The sequence below is a fragment of the Streptomyces sp. NPDC053513 genome (assembly GCF_044544765.1).
GTDB classification, from domain to species: Bacteria; Actinomycetota; Actinomycetes; order Streptomycetales; family Streptomycetaceae; genus Streptomyces; species Streptomyces litmocidini.
In genome coordinates, this window is sequence record NZ_JBITXP010000011.1 from 72,464 (window position 1) to 89,305 (window position 16,842).

Here is a 16,842-nt window from a genome sequence, read left to right on the forward strand (position 1 = left end):
GGTTTCCGGTGAGGACCAGGGGCTTCCGGCTCAGACCAGCGGCTTCACCGACATCAGCAGGTGGCGGTGGGTGCCCTCCGGGCCGTCGGTGAGGAGGGCGCGCTGGCCCGGGCCCAGCAGGTGGAAGTGGACCTCGGGGGCGTCCAGGGAGCCCAGCGCGTCCAGGAGGTAGCCCGGGTTGAAGGCGACCGTCAGGGACTCCGCGCCCGTGAGGGCGGCGGGGAGGCGCTGGGAGGCCACGTCGTCCTCGTAGCCCGCCCGGAGGTGGAGGGCGGTGGGGGAGAAGGCCAGCTGGACCGGGCTGTCGCCCTCCGCGACGACCGCGACCCGCCTGACGGCCTCGGTCAGCGGGGCACGCTCGGTGACCGCGAGGGCGTGCTCGCCGAGGGCGAAGAGCTTGTCGTGGCGGGGGAGCCGGCCGTCGAGCAGCCGGGTGGTGGCGCGGGTGCCGGCGCTCTCGAAGCCGAGGGAGCCGGAGTCGAGGGCGAGGCGGGCCGGGCCCGCGCCCGCGAGGGAGCGGGCGATCTCGGTGAGGCGGCGGGCCGGGACGACCACGTCCGCGCCCTCCGCGCCGGCGCCGGCCTCCGGCTTCCACTCCAGGGTGCGGACCGCGTACCGGTAGCGGTCGGTGGCGGCCAGCGTCATCGTGGTGCCGTCCAGGGCCAGCCGTATCCCGGTGAGGACGGGCAGCGAGTCGTCCCGTCCCGCGGCCACGGCGACCTGGCCGACCGCCGTGGCGAAGGCGTCCCCGTCCACCAGTCCGCGCACCTCGGGCAGCGCGGGCGCGGCGGGGTAGTCGTCGAGCGGCAGCAGGGAGAGGCCGAAGCGGGCGTCGCCCGAGGTCACCGAGAGGCGGGCGCCCTCCACGGCGAGCTCGGTGCCGCCCCGGGGGAGCACCTTGCAGATGTCGAGCAGGCGCCGGCCGAGGACCAGGGCCCGGCCCGCGACGACCGTGTCGGCCTCGACCTCGACGCGGGCCGAGGCCTCGTGGTCCAGGCCCGAGACGCGCAGCCGGCCGTCCGCCGCCTCCAGGAGCAGACCGCCGAGGACGGGCAGGGGGGAGCGGGCCGGCAGGACGCGCGCGGCCCAGGCCACGGCGTCGGCCAACACGGCGCTGTCGATGCGGAATTCCATGCCGACGACGCTAACGGCCCCCACTGACAACGGCTCCGACCGGCGGTTTCGGGTGCTCGTCGGTGAGCCGGGGCCGGAGCCGACCCGTCGCGGGACTCCTCCCCGCGGCCCCGCCCGAGGACGGAATCGCGCCGAACTCCCGGGGGCGGGAAGGGAATCGGGCTCCGGGTGGTTCTGGTGTCCGACGACGACAGCGATGCGCAGAGCGACATGCGGGGGGAGCGGCGCCGTGACCGACGTCCACGGCACGGTGGAGCCCGGATTCGAGTCCGTGCGGGAGGTGTTCGCGGGGATCGCCGCGGACGAGGCACGGGACGGCGGCGCCCAGCTCGCCGTCCACCACCACGGCCGCCTCGTCGTCGACCTCTGGGGCGGTGACGGCGTCGACGGCGACTCCCTGCTCGCGCTCTACTCCTCCTCCAAGGGCGCCATGGCCCTGGTCGTCGCCCTCCTCGTCCAGGGCGGCGCCCCCGAGAACGACCGCCTGACCCCGGCCGTCGTCGAGGCGGCGGCGAAGGCCGCCTGACGGGCCTGCCCCCGGAAACGCCGAGGAGCGCCCGCCCCCCCCGAAAACGCCGAGGAGCGCCGCCCCCCTGGAAACGCCGGGCGCCCGCTCCCCCCCCGGAAACGCCGAGCGCCCGCCTTCCGCTGCTGCGGAGGGCGGGCGCGCTCGTGTGTCCCGTACGCGGGAGGGATCAGGCGGCGTTCTTGATCGCGGAGATGTCGAAGTTCAGCTTGACCTTGTCGCTGACCATGACGCCGCCGGTCTCCAGGGCCGCGTTCCAGGTCAGGCCCCAGGCGGAGCGGAGGATCTCGGCGGAGCCCTCGAAGCCGACGCGCTCGTTGCCGTAGACGTCCGTCGCGGTGCCGTTGAACTCCAGGTCGATGGAGAGCGGCTTGGTGACGTCCTTGATGGTCAGGTCGCCGGTGATCCGGTACTTGTCGCCGCCCAGCTGCTCGGCGCTCGTGGAGCGGAAGCTCATCAGCGGGAACTGCTCGGCGTCGAAGAAGTCGCCGCTGCGCAGGTGGCCGTCGCGGTCGCCGATGCCGGTGTCGATGGAGGCGATCTTGACGTCGATCGAGGCGGTGGACGCGCCCGGGTCGGCGCCGTCGAGCTTCAGCGAGCCCTCGTGCTCGGCGAAGGTGCCGCGGACGTTGGTGACCATCGCGTGACGGACGGTGAAGCCGATGCTGCTGTGCGCCGGGTCGATGGTGTAGTCGCCGGTGAGGGCGGCGAGGGCCGGGTCCACGGGGAGGGTGGCGGTGGCGACGGCGGACTCGGTGTTCTTGCGGCCGAAGAGACCCATGACGTGCTCCTTGTCGGTGTTTGTTGAACCTTCAACGAGAACGACTGTAACCCCATTCCGTTCAACATTCAACATCTGGGGGGTGCTCATCGGAAGCCGTTCATCCGGACGGCGTCACGCCGTCACCGACGCCCTCTGGCGGACGCGCGTAGAACTACGGCACCATCTCCCTGCGCGACGAGCACCACCTGCACAGCCGTCCCCAGTCGTCACGGTCATCCGCAGGAGGAACCCCGTGAAGCTCCGCTCCGTCCTCACCGCAGTCGCCCTCGTCCTGGGCGCCCTCTTCGCCCCCGGCTTCGGCGCCCTCACCACCGCCACCGACGCCCACGCCGTCACCAAGATCAGCCACGCCACCGCGACCTCGATGTTCCGGTCCTCCGGAATCACCTGGTCCTCCTCCGGCAACTGCTCGGACCGCTACAACTCCACCTGCACGTCCTTCGAGCAGCTCAACCTCGCCACCGCCCAGGGCGCCCAGACCCTCAAGAGCGCCAGCGGCTGCGCCCTCAACATCACCGGCGGCACCGAGACCGGCCACGCCAGCGGCACCTACTCGCACTGGAACGGCTACAAGCTGGACTTCAGCAAGTACACCTGCCTCGGGAACTACATCAAGAACACCTTCACCTACATCGGGCTGCGCGGCGACGGAGCCCCGCAGTGGAAGTCCGGCGCGGGCAACGTCTACGCCGACGAGGGCAGCCACTGGGACGTGACCTTCTACAACTGCGGCGGCTGCTGACCCGCACCACCGCCGAATCGCCCCCTCCGGTGGTCGCTTGGACTAACCGGAGGGGGTTCTTGGACTGGAGGGGCCCGCGCGGAGCGATCTCGTTGACGGTGCTCCCGGGGCGGGGCCAACTAGTGCGCATGTCCCTCCCTCACTCGCGGAACCCCCGAAGAATCCGTGCGGTCTGCGCGCTCGCCGCCGCGTCGGCCACCGTGTTCGCCCTGTCCGGTCCCGCCCTCGCCGAAGAAGAGACCGCCGCCGCCACGGCCGCCACCGCCGGCCCCGTCATCGGCTCCGACCGGCTCTCCGTCGCCGTCGCCGAGGACTTCCCCCGCGTCCTTTCGTACACCGACCGGGCGAGCGGAGCCCGCCTCCTCGGGAGCACGGCCCCGGTGACGCGGATCGTGCTCAACGGCACCGCCCACGCCGTCCGGGCCGAGGGCGCACCCGTCCTGACCGCCACGTCCGCCGCGTACACCCTCGTCTTCCCCGACCTGCCCGGCGTCGAGATCGACGCCCGGCTCGGCGTCGACGACCGGACCACCACCTTCGAGGTGACCGCCGTCCGCGACACCGAGGCCTTCCGCGTCGGCACGATCGACATCCCCGGCCACGACCTGGTCTCCGTCGGCTCCTCGGACGGCGGCGCCGCGACCGCCTTCACCCGGCTCGACCCCGACTCCACCCGTACCGCCGACGTCTTCGCGAAGGTCACCGACGCCACCGCCGCCGACACCGCCCCGGCCGGCGCGAGCTACGCGATCGTCAACACCGGACGGCTGGCCGCCGCCGTCGAGTCCAACTCCAGCTACGACAAGCCCTCCGGCGCCTCCGCGCGCGACGGCGCCCGCTTCTGGCACCAGGCACGCAAGGACGGCACGGAGACCCGCGTCGGCGTCTGGTCCGGCCAGTGGACCTACCGCGGCGCGGGCGCCCCGCAGCCCGAGAGCGGCGACCACCTGCCCTGGGCGAAGGTCGTCGTCACCCCCGACGCCAACGGCGACGGCACCGTCGACTGGCAGGACGGCGCCGTCGCCTTCCGCACGATCGGGATCAAGGCCCCCGGCAGCGAGCAGACGCCGAACCGGGTCGTCGCCCACATCCCCTTCAACTTCGCCTCCCAGGCCACCCACCCCTTCCTGCGCACCCTCGACGACGTCAAGCGGATCTCGCTGTCCACCGACGGACTCGGCCAGTTCGCACTGCTCAAGGGGTACGGCTCCGAGGGCCACGACTCCGCCCACCCCGACTACGGCGGCAACTACAACAAGCGGGCCGGCGGCCTCGCCGACCTCAACACCCTCCTGCGCGAGGGCAGGAAGTGGGGAGCCGGCTTCGGCGTCCACGTCAACGCCACCGAGTCGTACCCCGAGGCCCACCACTTCAGCGAGACCCTCGTCGACAAGACCAGGCCCGGCTGGAACTGGCTCAACCAGAGCTACTACATCGACCAGCGCCGGGACGTGAACAGCGGCGACCTCGCCCGCCGCTTCCAGCAGCTCCGCGACGAGACCGACCCCAACCTGTCGATGCTCTACATCGACGTCTACTACACGCACGGCTGGATCGCCGACAAGACGATGCAGGCCGTCCAGGCACAGGGCTGGAACGTCGCCACCGAGTGGGCCGACAAGTTCGAGCGGGCCTCCCTCTGGTCCCACTGGGCCAACGACCTCGACTACGGCGGCGCCACCAACAAGGGCCTCAACTCGCAGATCATCCGCTTCATCCGCAACGGCGAGAAGGACGTCTGGAACAACCACCCCGTCCTCGGCCAGACCGCCCTCGTCGACTTCGAGGGCTGGACCGGCGAGACCGACTGGAACGCCTTCTCCGCCAACATCTGGCAGCGGAACCTGCCCGCCAAGTACCTCCAGCAGCAGAAGATCACCCGCTGGAGCGGCGACGACATCACCTTCACCGGAGGCGTCCGCGGCACCGTCGAGGACGGCCGCCGCACCTTCTACGAGAACGGCCGCAAGGTCCTCGACGGCGAGAGCTACCTGCTCCCCTGGGACGGCGGCAGGAAGCTCTACCACTACAACAGGTCCGGTGGCACGACCAGCTGGGCCGTCCCCGGCGGCACGCGCGCGTACACCGTGTACAAGCTGACCGACAACGGGCGCGTGAGGACCGCCACCGTGCGCCCCTCCGGGGGACGGATCACCCTCGACGCCGTCGCCGGACAGCCCTACGTCCTCTACCCCGACAGCGCCCCCGCCCAGACCGCCCCGCGGTGGGGCCAGGGCACCCCGGTGAAGGACCCCGGCTTCAACGACGCCCGGCTCGGCTCCTGGACCAGGACCGGCACCGTCACCCGCGACACCGACGACCAGGGCCGCAACAGCGCGAAGCTCGGCGGCACCGCCACCGCCTCGCTCCGCCAGCAGATCACCGGCCTCACCCCCGGCGAGCGGTACACCGCCTCCGCCCTCATCGAGGTCGAGCCCGGGAAGACCCGCCCCACCACCCTGTCCATCGGCGGCCGGGCGGTCACCGTCGAGCGCTCCGCCCTGGAGGACCGGGTCGCCGCCTCCGACTGGAACGGCACCCGCCTCCAGCGCGCCAAGGTCACCTTCACCGCCCCCGCCGGCGGCTCCGCCCCGCTGCGGATCCAGGCCGCGAGCGGCAGCGCGGCGACCGTCCGGGTCGACGACGTGCGGATCGTCGCCGACGCCCCCGCGACGAAGCCCGGCACGGTCGCGTACGAGGACTTCGAGGCCGTCGACCAGGGCTGGGGCCCCTTCCTCAAGGGCGACGCCGGCGGCACGACCGACCCCCGCACCCACATCGCCCAGCTGCACGCCCCGTACACCCAGGCCGGCTGGAACGGAAAGGCGATCGACGACGTCATCGGCGGCGCCGAGAGCCTCAAGTCCCACGACGAGAACAGCGGACTCGTCTACCGGACCGCGCCCTGGACCGTCCCCATGAAGGACGGCCACGACTACCGCGTGGAGTACGACTACCAGTCCAGCCACGCGGGCGCGTACGAGTGGGTCACCGGCTACGACCGCGCGAACGGCACCTCGGTGGAGACCCGCCGCACGCCCCTCGGACAGCAGCGGACCACCGGCCACTTCGCCGAGACCGTCACCGCCGGCTGCGGCGACACCTGGACCGGGCTGCGCAAGCGCGGGGACGCCCCGGACGGCGCCGACCTCGTCCTCGACGGCTTCACCGTCACCGACCTCGGCCCGGCCGCCGAGCCCGCCGCCTGCGGCACGCTCACCGTCACCGCGCCCGAGACGCTGGAGCCCGGCCGCCCGAACCGGGTCACGGCCACCTTCGCCAACGACGAGGCCGCCGACGTCACCGGCGCCCGGGCCGTCCTCGACCTCCCCGAGGGCTGGACCGCCGAACCCGCCGCGCCCGTCGCCCTCGGCACGGTCGCGCCGGGCGCGCAGGCCACCGCCACCTGGCAGGTGACACCGCCCGTGGACGCGGCCTACCGGCCGTACCCGCTGGGCGCCTCCGTCACGTACGGGATCGGGGGAGGGGACCGGAAGCTCACCGCAGCCACCACCGTCCGCACCCTGCCCCCGCCGCCCACCGCCGACAGCTGGGCGAGCGACCTCGACTGGACCTCGGCCGCCAACGGCTGGGGACCGGTCGAACGCGACCTCTCCAACGGCGAGACCGGCACCGGCGACGGCTCCCCGCTGCGGATCGGCGGAGCGACGTACGCCAAGGGCCTGGGCACCCACGCCCCGGCGAAGGTCCGCTACTACCTCGGCGGCCGGTGCGCCTCGCTCACCGCCGAGGTCGGCGTGGACGACGTCCAGACCACCCGCGGCAGCGTCCGGTTCAGCGTGCTCGCGGACGGCACGGAGAAGGTGAAGTCCCCGGTCCTCGGGGCCGCCGACCCGGCCTGGCCGCTCACCGCCGACGTCACCGGCGCCTCCTACGTCGACCTCGTGGTCGACGACGGCGGCGACGGGAACGGCAACGACCACGCGGACTGGGGGAACGCCCGCTTCCACTGCGGGAGCTGACGGCCCCGGGGCAGCCAGCAAGCGCTTGCCGTGCTCATTGATTGCGTCGGAAACAGGGTGTTACACCGGGCGCCGACCGGTCTCCACCACTTCCCCCGGGAGGCTCCCGTGTCCCTGCCCCTCTGGTCCCGCCGCACCTTCCTGAGCACGACGGCCGCCGCGGCCGCCCTCGCACTGGCCCCGACCGCCGACGCGGCCGACCCGGCCGACGAGTTCGAGACCCTGCGGCTCCGCTGGCTCGACCTCCAGCTCGGCTCCGGCTTCGACGCCGGGGCCGAGCCCTACGCCGGCCGGCTCGCCGAGACGGGCACGCTCGCGCGTGCCTTCCGCGCGAGCATGGCCCCCACCGCCACCTCGCTCTGGCCCGACGCCCCCTTCGACCCGCCGGCCGGCGTCTCCCAGAGCTACGGCCGCCTGTGGACCATGACCCAGGCGTACATGCAGCCCGGCACCGGACTCACCGGCGACGAGACCCTGCTCGCCGACGTGCTGCGCGGCCTCGACCACCTCTCCGCCACGGTCTACCGGGCGGGCGCCCCCCGCTACGGCAACTGGTGGGAGTGGCAGATCGGCAGTCCCCGCCTCCTCATGGACATCGTGGCCGCGCTCCACCCCCGCCTCGGCGCCGAGCGGATCGCCGCCGCCTGCGCCGCCGTCGACCACTTCGTGCCCGACTCGGTCCTGCGCAGCTACACCGGCACCTCCACCGGCGCCAACCGCGTCGACCTCTGCCGCTCGGTCGCCCTGCGGGGCGTCCTCGGCGCGAACCCCGCCAAGATATCCCTCGCCCGCGACGCCCTCTCGCCCGTCTTCCCGTACGTCACCCAGGGCGACGGCCTCTACGCCGACGGCTCCTTCGTCCAGCACACCTGGGTCGCCTACTCCGGCACCTACGGGCAGGTCATGCTCGACGGCCTCGGCCGGCTCTTCACCCTCCTCGCCGGCTCCAGCTGGGCCGTCACCGACCCGAACCGGCAGATCGTCCTCGACAGCGTCGAGAAGGCCTACGCGCCCTTCGTCTACGACGGCCTGATGATGGACAGCGTCAACGGGCGCGCCATCAGCCGCGGATACCTGAAGAACGACGACCGGCGGATCATGCGCTCCGACCACTTCCACGGCCAGGGCGTCATCGCGGCCATGGCCCTCCTCGCGGGCGGGGCGTCCGCCGCCGAGCGGGACCGGTGGCACGCGCGCGTGAAGGGGTGGATCGAGCGCGACACGGTCTCCCCGATCCTCGACGCCCGCCAGTTCGGCGTCGCCGACCTCGCCCGGCTGCACGCCGTGGCCGCGTCGCCCGTCCAGGCCGCCCCCGAGCCCACCGGCCACCGGCTCTTCCCCGCCATGGACCGGGCCGTCCACCGCCGCCCCGGCTGGGCCGCCTGCCTCTCCATGGCCTCGAACCGGATCACGTACTACGAGTGCGGCAACGGCGAGAACCCGCGCGGCTGGCACACCGGCGCCGGGATGCTCTCCTGGTGGACCCCGGACCTCGGCGACCAGTACACCGACTGGTTCTGGCCCACCGTCGACCCGTACCGCCTCCCCGGCACCACCGTCTCCACCAAGCGGCTCGCCGACCGGGCGGGCGGCGAGTGGGGCGCGCCCCGGCCGGCCGTCCGCTGGGTCGGCGGGGCCACCGACGGCGAGTACGCGGCCGTCGGCCAGCACCTCAAGGGCCTCGGCTCCACCCTGGAGGCCCGCAAGTCCTGGTTCTGCGCGGCGGACGCGGTGGTCTGCCTGGGCGCCGGGATCACCGCGGCCGACGGCGTGCCCGTCGAGACGATCGTCGACAACCGGCTCCTCGGAGAGGGGGGCACCCAGGCCTTCACCTCCGGCGACGGTTGGGCGCACCTGGACGGGCACGGCGGCTGGGTCTTCCCGCAGGGGGCCGGGAACCTGCGCACCCTGCGCGAGGACCGCACCGGCGCCTGGAGCGACATCAACACCACCAGCTCCACCGAGCGCCGGACCCGCCGCTACCAGACTCTCTGGCTGGACCACGGCACCGACCCGGTCGCCGCCTCGTACGTCTACCTCCTGATGCCGGGCGCCACCCCGAGGGCGCTCGCCGCCCGCGCCGCCGACCCCGGCTGGCTGCACGTTCTCGACAACACCGCCGAGCGGCAGGCGATCGCCGTCCCGTCGCTCGGGCTGACCGCCGCGAACCTCTGGCAGGGCGGTACGGTGGGGCCGCTCACGGTCACCGCGCCCGCGAGCGTCCTCGTCCGGCGCCGCCGCTCCGTCCTGGACCTGAGGGTCTCCGAGCCGCCGCGCACGGGGCAGCCGCTGGAGCTGGTGTGGAACCGTCCGGTCCGCCGGGTGGTCCGCCACGACCCCTCGGTGGAGGTCCTCGCCACCGGGCCCGCGCTGCGGCTGCGGATCACGCCGGGCACCGGGGGAGCGACCCACGGTTGCGAGGTTCTGCTCTAGGTCTATGTCGGACCCCTACAAACACGGGGGGTGCCTGGCTGTTGACTCGGGCTGGACGCGTGCGGGTTCTGTCCAGCCCCACCAGGATTCGACACGCGAGACTGTACGGAGTCGACGGCGGGGTTTTCTTGCCTGACTTCGTAGGGTCGGTACATGACCGTTGTGGACCAGATCCCGAGCGAGCCCGCTGACGCCCGTGGCCGTGTGGCCGAGCTGCACGTCCTGCGCGAGCAGGCGCTGCGTGGCCCGAGTGAGCGCGCGACCGAGGCCCAGCACGCGAAGGGCAAGCTGACGGCGCGTGAGCGCATCGAGCTGCTGCTCGATCCTGGTTCCTTCAGCGAGGTCGAGCAGCTGCGCCGGCACCGCGCGCAGGGCTTCGGCCTGGAGGCGAAGAAGCCGTACACCGACGGCGTCGTCACCGGCTGGGGCACGGTCGAGGGCCGCACGGTCTTCGTCTACGCGCACGACTTCCGGATCTTCGGCGGCGCGCTGGGCGAGGCCCACGCCACCAAGATCCACAAGATCATGGACATGGCCATCGCGGCCGGTGCCCCGCTGGTCTCCCTGAACGACGGCGCCGGCGCCCGCATCCAGGAGGGCGTCTCCGCCCTCGCCGGCTACGGCGGCATCTTCCAGCGCAACACCAAGGCCTCCGGGGTCATCCCGCAGATCTCGGTGATGCTCGGCCCGTGCGCCGGCGGCGCCGCCTACAGCCCGGCGCTGACCGACTTCGTCTTCATGGTCCGCGAGACCTCGCAGATGTTCATCACCGGCCCGGACGTCGTCAAGGCGGTCACCGGCGAGGAGATCACCCAGAACGGCCTCGGCGGCGCCGACGTCCACGCCGAGACCTCCGGCGTCGCGCACTTCGCGTACGACGACGAGGAGACCTGCATCGCCGAGGTCCGCTACCTCCTGTCGATGCTCCCGCAGAACAACCGCGAGAACCCGCCGACCGTCGCCTCCGAGGACCCGGCCGACCGCCGCTCGGACGTGCTGCTCGACCTGGTGCCCGCCGACGGCAACCGCCCGTACGACATGCACAAGGTCATCGAGGAGCTCGTCGACGACGGCGACTACCTGGAGGTCCACGAGCGCTGGGCCCGCAACATCATCTGCGCGCTCGCCCGCCTCGACGGCCAGGTCGTCGGCATCGTCGCCAACCAGCCCCAGTCGCTGGCCGGCGTCCTCGACATCGAGGCCTCCGAGAAGGCCGCGCGCTTCGTCCAGATGTGCGACGCCTTCAACATCCCGATCATCACCCTTCTGGACGTACCCGGCTTCCTGCCCGGCGTCGACCAGGAGCACGGTGGAATCATCAGGCACGGCGCGAAGCTGCTGTACGCGTACTGCAACGCGACCGTGCCCCGGATCTCCCTGATCCTGCGCAAGGCCTACGGCGGCGCCTACATCGTGATGGACTCCCAGTCCATCGGCGCCGACCTGACGTACGCCTGGCCCACCAACGAAATCGCGGTCATGGGCGCCGAGGGCGCCGCCAACGTCATCTTCCGCAAGCAGATCGCGGAGGCCGAGGACCCCGAGGCCATGCGGGCCCGCATGGTCAAGGAGTACAAGGCCGAGCTGATGCACCCGTACTACGCGGCGGAGCGCGGCCTGGTCGACGACGTCATCGACCCCGCCGACACCCGCCAGGTGCTCATCAGGTCCCTCGCGATGCTCCGCACCAAGCACGCCGACCTGCCGTCCCGCAAGCACGGCAACCCGCCTCAGTAAGAGGAGTCATCCACGTGACCACGCCTGCCAACCTTCTCCGCGTCGAGAAGGGCACCGCCGAGCCCGAGGAGCTCGCCGCCATCACGGCCGTGCTGCTCGCCCGCGCCGCCTCCCAGCCCGCCGAGGAGACCCGCCGCGGCCGCAGCCAGGCCGGCTGGCGCCGCCTGGAGCGCGAACACGGCTTCCGCGCCCCGCACAGCTGGCGCTGACGCCCCGCTGTACCGAAGGGCCCCGCACCGTGATCGGTGCGGGGCCCTTCGTCGTCCCCCCCCGTTGTGGGCGATCGTTCCGCAGGGCGGAACGGGTGGGCACAACGGAACGGCGCCTTTGCGGGCGCGTTCCGCTCCGGGGCCCCAGCACGAAGGCCCCGCACCATGATCGGTGCGGGGCCTTCGGTACGTACCCGTCAGGGACTACCGCAGGCGGGCCATGAGCGCGTGCTCCACCAGGGTGATGAGGGCGCTCTTGGCGTCGGCGCGGTGGCGGGCGTCGGTGGTGATGATGGGGGTGTCGGGGCCGATCTGGAGGGCCTCGCGGACTTCTTCGGGCTGGTAGGGCTGGTTGCCGTCGAAGCCGTTGAGGGCGATGACGAACGGCAGGCCGCTGTTCTCGAAGTAGTCGACGGCGGGGAAGCAGTCGGCGAGGCGGCGGGTGTCGACCAGGACGACGGCGCCGATGGCGCCGCGGACGAGGTCGTCCCACATGAACCAGAAGCGATCCTGACCCGGGGTACCGAAGAGGTAGAGGATCAGGTCCTGGTCCAGCGTGATGCGGCCGAAGTCCATGGCGACAGTCGTCGTCGTCTTGTCGCCGGTGTGCGTGAGGTCGTCGATGCCCGCGGAAGCGGACGTCATGACGGCCTCGGTACGCAGCGGGTTGATCTCCGAGACGGCGCCGACGAACGTGGTCTTGCCCACGCCGAAGCCACCCGCCACCACGATCTTCGCGCTGGTGGTTGAACGGGCCGCGCCGCCGCTAGAGCTTGCGAAGTCCACTGAGCACCCTTTCGAGCAGTGTCACGTCTGGCTGACCGCCGGCGGCCTCGTCGCCGCCGGGCTGGTGGATGGCGACGAGCCCGGCCTCGGCCAGGTCGGCGACGAGGATTCGGGCGACGCCGAGGGGAATGGAGAGAAGGGCCGAGATCTCCGCGACCGACTTGATCTCGAAGCAGAGCCGGCAGATCCGCTGGTGCTCGGGCAACTGCCCCTGCAGCCGGGCCGGGTCGGCCGTGGTGCTGACCAGCGCCTCGATGGCGAGCTGGTAGCGCGGCCGGGTCCGGCCGCCGGTCATCGCGTACGGACGCACCAGCGGGTTGTGCCCGCCGGAACCGCCCGCGGCGCCGCGCGAGGCGGACGGCGAGCCCGCGGCCGACGGGACCTGAGGCTGCGCGTAGGGCTGCGACACGCCCTGTCTGCTCGGGGAGGAGGGAAAGTTGAACCGGTTGTTCTGCGCGGTGTCCCCCAGGGGCGCCTGATGCGCGTCATAACCGTTGTAGGGGCTTGCGCCCGGCGGTGTACCCACGTCTCCTCCTCGACTGCCTCGCGGTCCATGTCCCTTGAACCGCGCCACCGCACCTTACGGTGCGGTGACGTGAAACGCACTGTCTGTCTGTTAGTTGAGAAGACTTCCCTGCAGTTCCGCCCGGAGGTCGGGAGTCAGAACGGTGCCCGCGCGGTCCACGAGCAGAGCCATCTCGTAGCCCACGAGGCCGATGTCGGCCTCCGGGTGGGCGAGCACGGCCAGCGAGGAGCCGTCCGAGATCGACATGATGAAGAGGAAGCCGCGCTCCATCTCCACCACGGTCTGGTTGACCGCGCCACCCTCGAAGATCCGGGACGCGCCCGCGGTCAGCGAGGTCAGTCCGGACGCGACCGCCGCCAGCTGGTCGGCGCGGTCGCGGGGGAACCCGTCGGACATCGCCAGCAGGAGACCGTCGGCGGAGACCACCACCGTGTGGGACACCCCGGGGGTGTTGTCCACGAAGTTGGTGATCAACCAGTTCAGATTCTGCGCCGCCTGGCTCATCGCGCTCACACTAACGCTCCTGGTTGTAGGTGTTGCCCGGGCCGAGGCCCGATCCGTTCGTGTCCGTTCCCGCGCTGCGCCCCTGCTGGACGCCCCGGCGCAGGTTGCTCAACCTGCCCCGTACGTCCTCGGGTGCGCGGGAGACCTGGGGGCCGCCCTGCGGGGTCTGCTCAGCCGTCCCCTCGACCAGGTTGGCCTTCGGGACCCGGCGGGGGAGACCGGACGAGGTGACCCCGCCCGCCTTGGGGTCCTTGAGCTTTCCGGCCCGCTGCCAGCGCTCGTCGTTGGTCGAGCGCCATTCGTCGGAGCCGTCGGCTGCGTCCTGCTGCTGCACCGGCTGCGCGGGCCTCGCCTGCGGCGGCGCCTGCTGCGGCATCTGCTGCGTCTGCGGGGCGACGCTGCCGCGGCGCGGCAGACCGGCGTCGGTCAGCGCGTGTCCGGCGTCCGGGGCGGGACTCGCGGTCGGGCCCGGACGGTCGAAGCCTACGCGCTCGGGGGCCTGTTCGGGAGCGCTCGGAGCAGATTCCGGTTCCGCTCCGAAATCCTGTGCGTAGCCGCCCTGGTAAGCGTTCTGATCAGGCCACTCTGCCTGGTGGGGCTGCTGATCGAACGCATTGCCGTACTGCTGGTGTTCGGTTTCCGGGGTCTCGTACGAGGCTTCCGCATAGCCCTGCTGCGGGTACGCCTCGTAACCCTGCTGCGGGTAGGCGTAGCCCTCCTGCTGAGGGTAGGCGTCCTGCTGCTGGAAGCCGTCCTGCTGCGGGTAGCCGGCCGCGTACTCCTGGCCGTACTCCTGCGCCGGGTACTGCTCGGTCGGGTAGTCCTGGGCCTGCTGCTGCCCGTACTCCTGACCCTGGTCGTACTGCTCCGCCGGCTCCGCCTCGTCGCGGAAGAGCGGACGGTCGCCGCCCTGCGCCTGGGCCTCCAGGGCGGCACGCCGCCCCTCGCGCTGGAGCGAGCGGTTGACCGGGTCGAGCTGGCGCTCCTCCTCGGCCGGCTGCTCGTAGCGCGAGTCGTCGAAGCCGAGGTCGGCCGCGGTGAGCATCTGCTGCTGCGGAGCGGCCTCGAAGGCGTTCTGCTGCTGCTGCGGGATGATCTGCGAGACGGTGAAGTCGTCCTGGAGCGGCTGCTCACCGCCACCGCCGTGCGTGATCGCGTCCGGCAGCATGATCAGCGAGGTCGTTCCGGCCTGCTCGCCCGAGGGGCGGAGCTGGACCCGGATGCCGTGCCGGTCGGCGAGCCGGCCGACCACGAAGAGGCCCATGCGCTGCGAGACGGCGGCGTCCACGGTCGGCGGGTTGGCCAGCTTGTGGTTGATGTCCGCGAAGTCCTCGGCGGTGAGGCCGATGCCCTTGTCGTGGATCTCGACCATCACGCGGCCGTCGGGCAGACGGGTCGCGGTGACGCGGACCTTGGTCTGGGGGGAGGAGAACGTGGTGGCGTTCTCCAGGAGCTCGGCGAGCAGGTGCACGAGGTCGGTCACGGCCTGGCCGTGGATCTCGGCCTCCGGCACGCCGGCCAGCTCGATGCGCTCGTACTGCTCCACCTCGGAGGAGGCGGCGCGCATGACGTCGACCAGCGGGACCGGCTGGTCCCAGCGGCGGCCCGGCTCCTCGCCGGCGAGGACGAGGAGGTTCTCGCCGTTGCGGCGCATACGGGTGGCCAGGTGGTCCAGCTTGAAGAGGTTCTCCAGCTGGTCCGGGTCGGCCTCGTTGTTCTCCAGGTCGGTGATGAGGGTCAGCTGGCCCTCGATCAGCGACTGGTTGCGGCGCGAGAGGTTCGTGAAGATCGCGTTGACGTTGCCGCGGAGCATGGCCTGCTCGGCGGCGAGCCGGACGGCCTCGCGGTGGACCTGGTCGAAGGCGCGGGCGACCTCGCCGATCTCGTCCTGCGAGTCGATCGGGATGGGCTGGACGCGGGTGTCGACCCGGCCCGGCTCCGTGCGGGAGAGCTGGTCGACCAGCATCGGCAGGCGCTGCTCGGCGATGCCGAAGGCGGCGTTCCGCAGCTCGCGCATCGAGCGGCTCATCTGGCGGGCCATCATCCCGGCCAGGACGAAGGCGGCGAGCAGGGCGACGACGACGATGCCGCCGTTGACCCAGGCGTCCGTCTTGGCCTCGTCGGAGATGTCGGCGGCCTCGGTCACGGCCTTGTCGACGAGGGTCTTCTCGACCTCGCTGTAGCCGTCGAACTTGGCGGTGGCGACGGCCATCCAGGTCTCGGGCGTGATGCCCTTGCCCTTCAGCTCCTTGATGCCGTCGGGGCCCTTGGCGGTGCCGATCTGGGAGGCGACGCCGGAGTAGACGGAGCCGTCCTTGCCCTTGGGGAGCTCGACGCCGGCCGCGGCCATCCGCTTGTCGCCCTCGGCGGCCTTGCCGGCCATGACCTTCTTGAGGAGGTCGACGTCCTCGGGCAGACCGCCGGAGCTGAACTCGCCGAGGGCGATCTGCTCCAGGTAGTTGTACGAGTTGAACGCCACGGACTGCTGGGCGAAGACGGCCTCGTCGCGGCTGGGCCGGACCAGGAGCTGGGTGCCGATGGAGCGCTGGAGGGACTCCGCGCCCTTCGAGAGCTGGATCGCGTAGACGGTGCGGCCGTAGCTGGTGATGTTCCCGGTGCCCAGACCGAGCTCGTTGGAGAACTCCATCAGGTAGTGCTGCACGCTCGTGTAACCGAGCTGGGTGTTCACCGGGTCGAGGGAGCGGGTGTACGCGGCCTTGCGCAGCGTCTCCAGCTTCGGCTCCTCGTCCTGGAACAGCCGCAGGCGGCGCTCCAGGCCCTGGCCCGACGGCATGTTCTTGACGGCCTCGTCGAACTTCGCCTTGGCGGAGTCGGTCGCGGCGTACGCCTGGGTGACCTCGTCGACCTTGCGGTCCTCGGGGGTCTTCGCGACGAGCAGGGGGCCGGCGGTGAGGTCGCGCTCGTTGAGCAGGGCGGTGCTGTACTCCGAGGCGGCGCGCACGATGAGCGCCGTCTTCTCGGCGTCCTGCGCCTCCTGCCAGGTGTCGATGGCCGACTTGACCTGGAAGCTGCCCATGACGAGGCCGGTGAGCACGGGTATGCAGAGGATCGCGTTCAGCCGGGTGGGCACCCGCCAGTTGCGGGGCGAGAGCTTGCTGGAGCTGCCCTTGGGAGCTTCCACGGGGGGCGGCGTCACGGGCACGTCCGCGGGCGACACCGCCGTGCGCGACGGCGGCGTGAAGTTGCCCCGCGTCTCCTGCTCCGCGGAGCTTTCCTTGCTTCGCCTCACTCGACCAACAACCTCTCGGCGTCGGCACCTACGTTGTGCCGGTGTTTCGTTCAGGGCCGTACTACTCGGGAGTTCATGAATTGCAGCACGTGAAGGGGGTCCGTTCCAAACAGTGGGAAGCGGCCCCTTTCAGTGGTCCAGGCCTCGCATAAAACGGGCATAAAGAGCGAGCCCCGCCAAATGGCGGGGCTCATGTGAGCGCAGTGACACCGATCGGATGCGTCGGGT

Annotated in this window: 12 protein-coding genes; 6 read left to right on the plus strand and 6 right to left on the minus strand. The window is 71.9% G+C overall.

Annotation, left to right across the window (positions count from 1 at the left end; translation table 11 throughout):
- Positions 1–30: 30 nt before the first annotated feature.
- Positions 31–1,134: a DNA polymerase III subunit beta gene (gene dnaN, locus ACIGW4_RS20685; protein ID WP_359589206.1), complete on the minus strand. Its 1,104-nt coding sequence runs from the start codon at positions 1,132–1,134 to the stop codon at positions 31–33.
- A 229-nt stretch (positions 1,135–1,363) separates the two neighbouring features.
- On the opposite strand from dnaN, the gene ACIGW4_RS20690 reads away from it, so the two are divergent.
- A complete protein-coding gene (locus tag ACIGW4_RS20690) occupies positions 1,364–1,660 on the plus strand; it encodes a serine hydrolase (RefSeq protein ID WP_398707651.1) in 297 nt (98 codons plus the stop codon).
- 169 nt (positions 1,661–1,829) lie between these two features.
- Here ACIGW4_RS20690 and ACIGW4_RS20695 read toward each other — a convergent pair whose 3' ends face one another.
- Positions 1,830–2,441: a YceI family protein gene (locus ACIGW4_RS20695; RefSeq protein ID WP_123455557.1), complete on the minus strand. Its 612-nt coding sequence runs from the start codon at positions 2,439–2,441 to the stop codon at positions 1,830–1,832.
- A 235-nt stretch (positions 2,442–2,676) separates the two neighbouring features.
- Here ACIGW4_RS20695 and ACIGW4_RS20700 point away from each other — a divergent pair, with 235 nt between their 5' ends.
- The 5 genes from ACIGW4_RS20700 to ACIGW4_RS20720 all read left to right on the plus strand — a co-directional run bounded on the left by ACIGW4_RS20700 (position 2,677) and on the right by ACIGW4_RS20720 (position 11,548).
- Positions 2,677–3,186 (plus strand): hypothetical protein, encoded by a 510-nt coding sequence (locus ACIGW4_RS20700; RefSeq protein WP_123455558.1) that lies wholly within the window; start codon positions 2,677–2,679, stop codon positions 3,184–3,186.
- Positions 3,187–3,314: 128 nt separating this feature from the next.
- A complete protein-coding gene (locus ACIGW4_RS20705; protein WP_399582168.1) occupies positions 3,315–7,169 on the plus strand; it encodes an endo-alpha-N-acetylgalactosaminidase family protein in 3,855 nt (1,284 codons plus the stop codon).
- 114 nt (positions 7,170–7,283) lie between these two features.
- Positions 7,284–9,602: a polysaccharide lyase 8 family protein gene (locus ACIGW4_RS20710; RefSeq protein WP_399582314.1), complete on the plus strand. Its 2,319-nt coding sequence runs from the start codon at positions 7,284–7,286 to the stop codon at positions 9,600–9,602.
- Positions 9,603–9,755: 153 nt separating this feature from the next.
- Complete coding sequence (locus ACIGW4_RS20715) at positions 9,756–11,339, plus strand: acyl-CoA carboxylase subunit beta (protein WP_123455561.1); 1,584 nt, start codon at positions 9,756–9,758, stop codon at positions 11,337–11,339.
- Positions 11,340–11,353: 14 nt separating this feature from the next.
- On the plus strand, positions 11,354–11,548 hold the full coding sequence (locus tag ACIGW4_RS20720) for an acyl-CoA carboxylase subunit epsilon (RefSeq protein ID WP_123455562.1): 195 nt from the start codon (positions 11,354–11,356) through the stop codon (positions 11,546–11,548).
- Positions 11,549–11,752: 204 nt separating this feature from the next.
- Here the strand turns inward: ACIGW4_RS20720 and ACIGW4_RS20725 are convergent, their stop codons facing one another.
- The 4 genes from ACIGW4_RS20725 to ACIGW4_RS20740 form a co-directional block, all read right to left on the minus strand.
- Complete coding sequence (locus tag ACIGW4_RS20725; protein WP_015036414.1) at positions 11,753–12,334, minus strand: ATP/GTP-binding protein; 582 nt, start codon at positions 12,332–12,334, stop codon at positions 11,753–11,755.
- The gene (locus tag ACIGW4_RS20730; protein ID WP_123455563.1) at positions 12,315–12,860 is read right to left on the minus strand and encodes a DUF742 domain-containing protein; all 546 of its coding nucleotides are present in this window, start codon (positions 12,858–12,860) and stop codon (positions 12,315–12,317) included. The genes ACIGW4_RS20725 and ACIGW4_RS20730 overlap by 20 nt, the downstream gene beginning before the upstream one ends.
- A gap of 90 nt (positions 12,861–12,950) precedes the next feature.
- Positions 12,951–13,364, minus strand: coding sequence for a roadblock/LC7 domain-containing protein (locus ACIGW4_RS20735; protein WP_030224397.1), 414 nt, complete (start codon positions 13,362–13,364; stop codon positions 12,951–12,953).
- A 10-nt stretch (positions 13,365–13,374) separates the two neighbouring features.
- Positions 13,375–16,614, minus strand: coding sequence for a nitrate- and nitrite sensing domain-containing protein (locus tag ACIGW4_RS20740; protein WP_359592565.1), 3,240 nt, complete (start codon positions 16,612–16,614; stop codon positions 13,375–13,377).
- Positions 16,615–16,842: the final 228 nt, after the last annotated feature.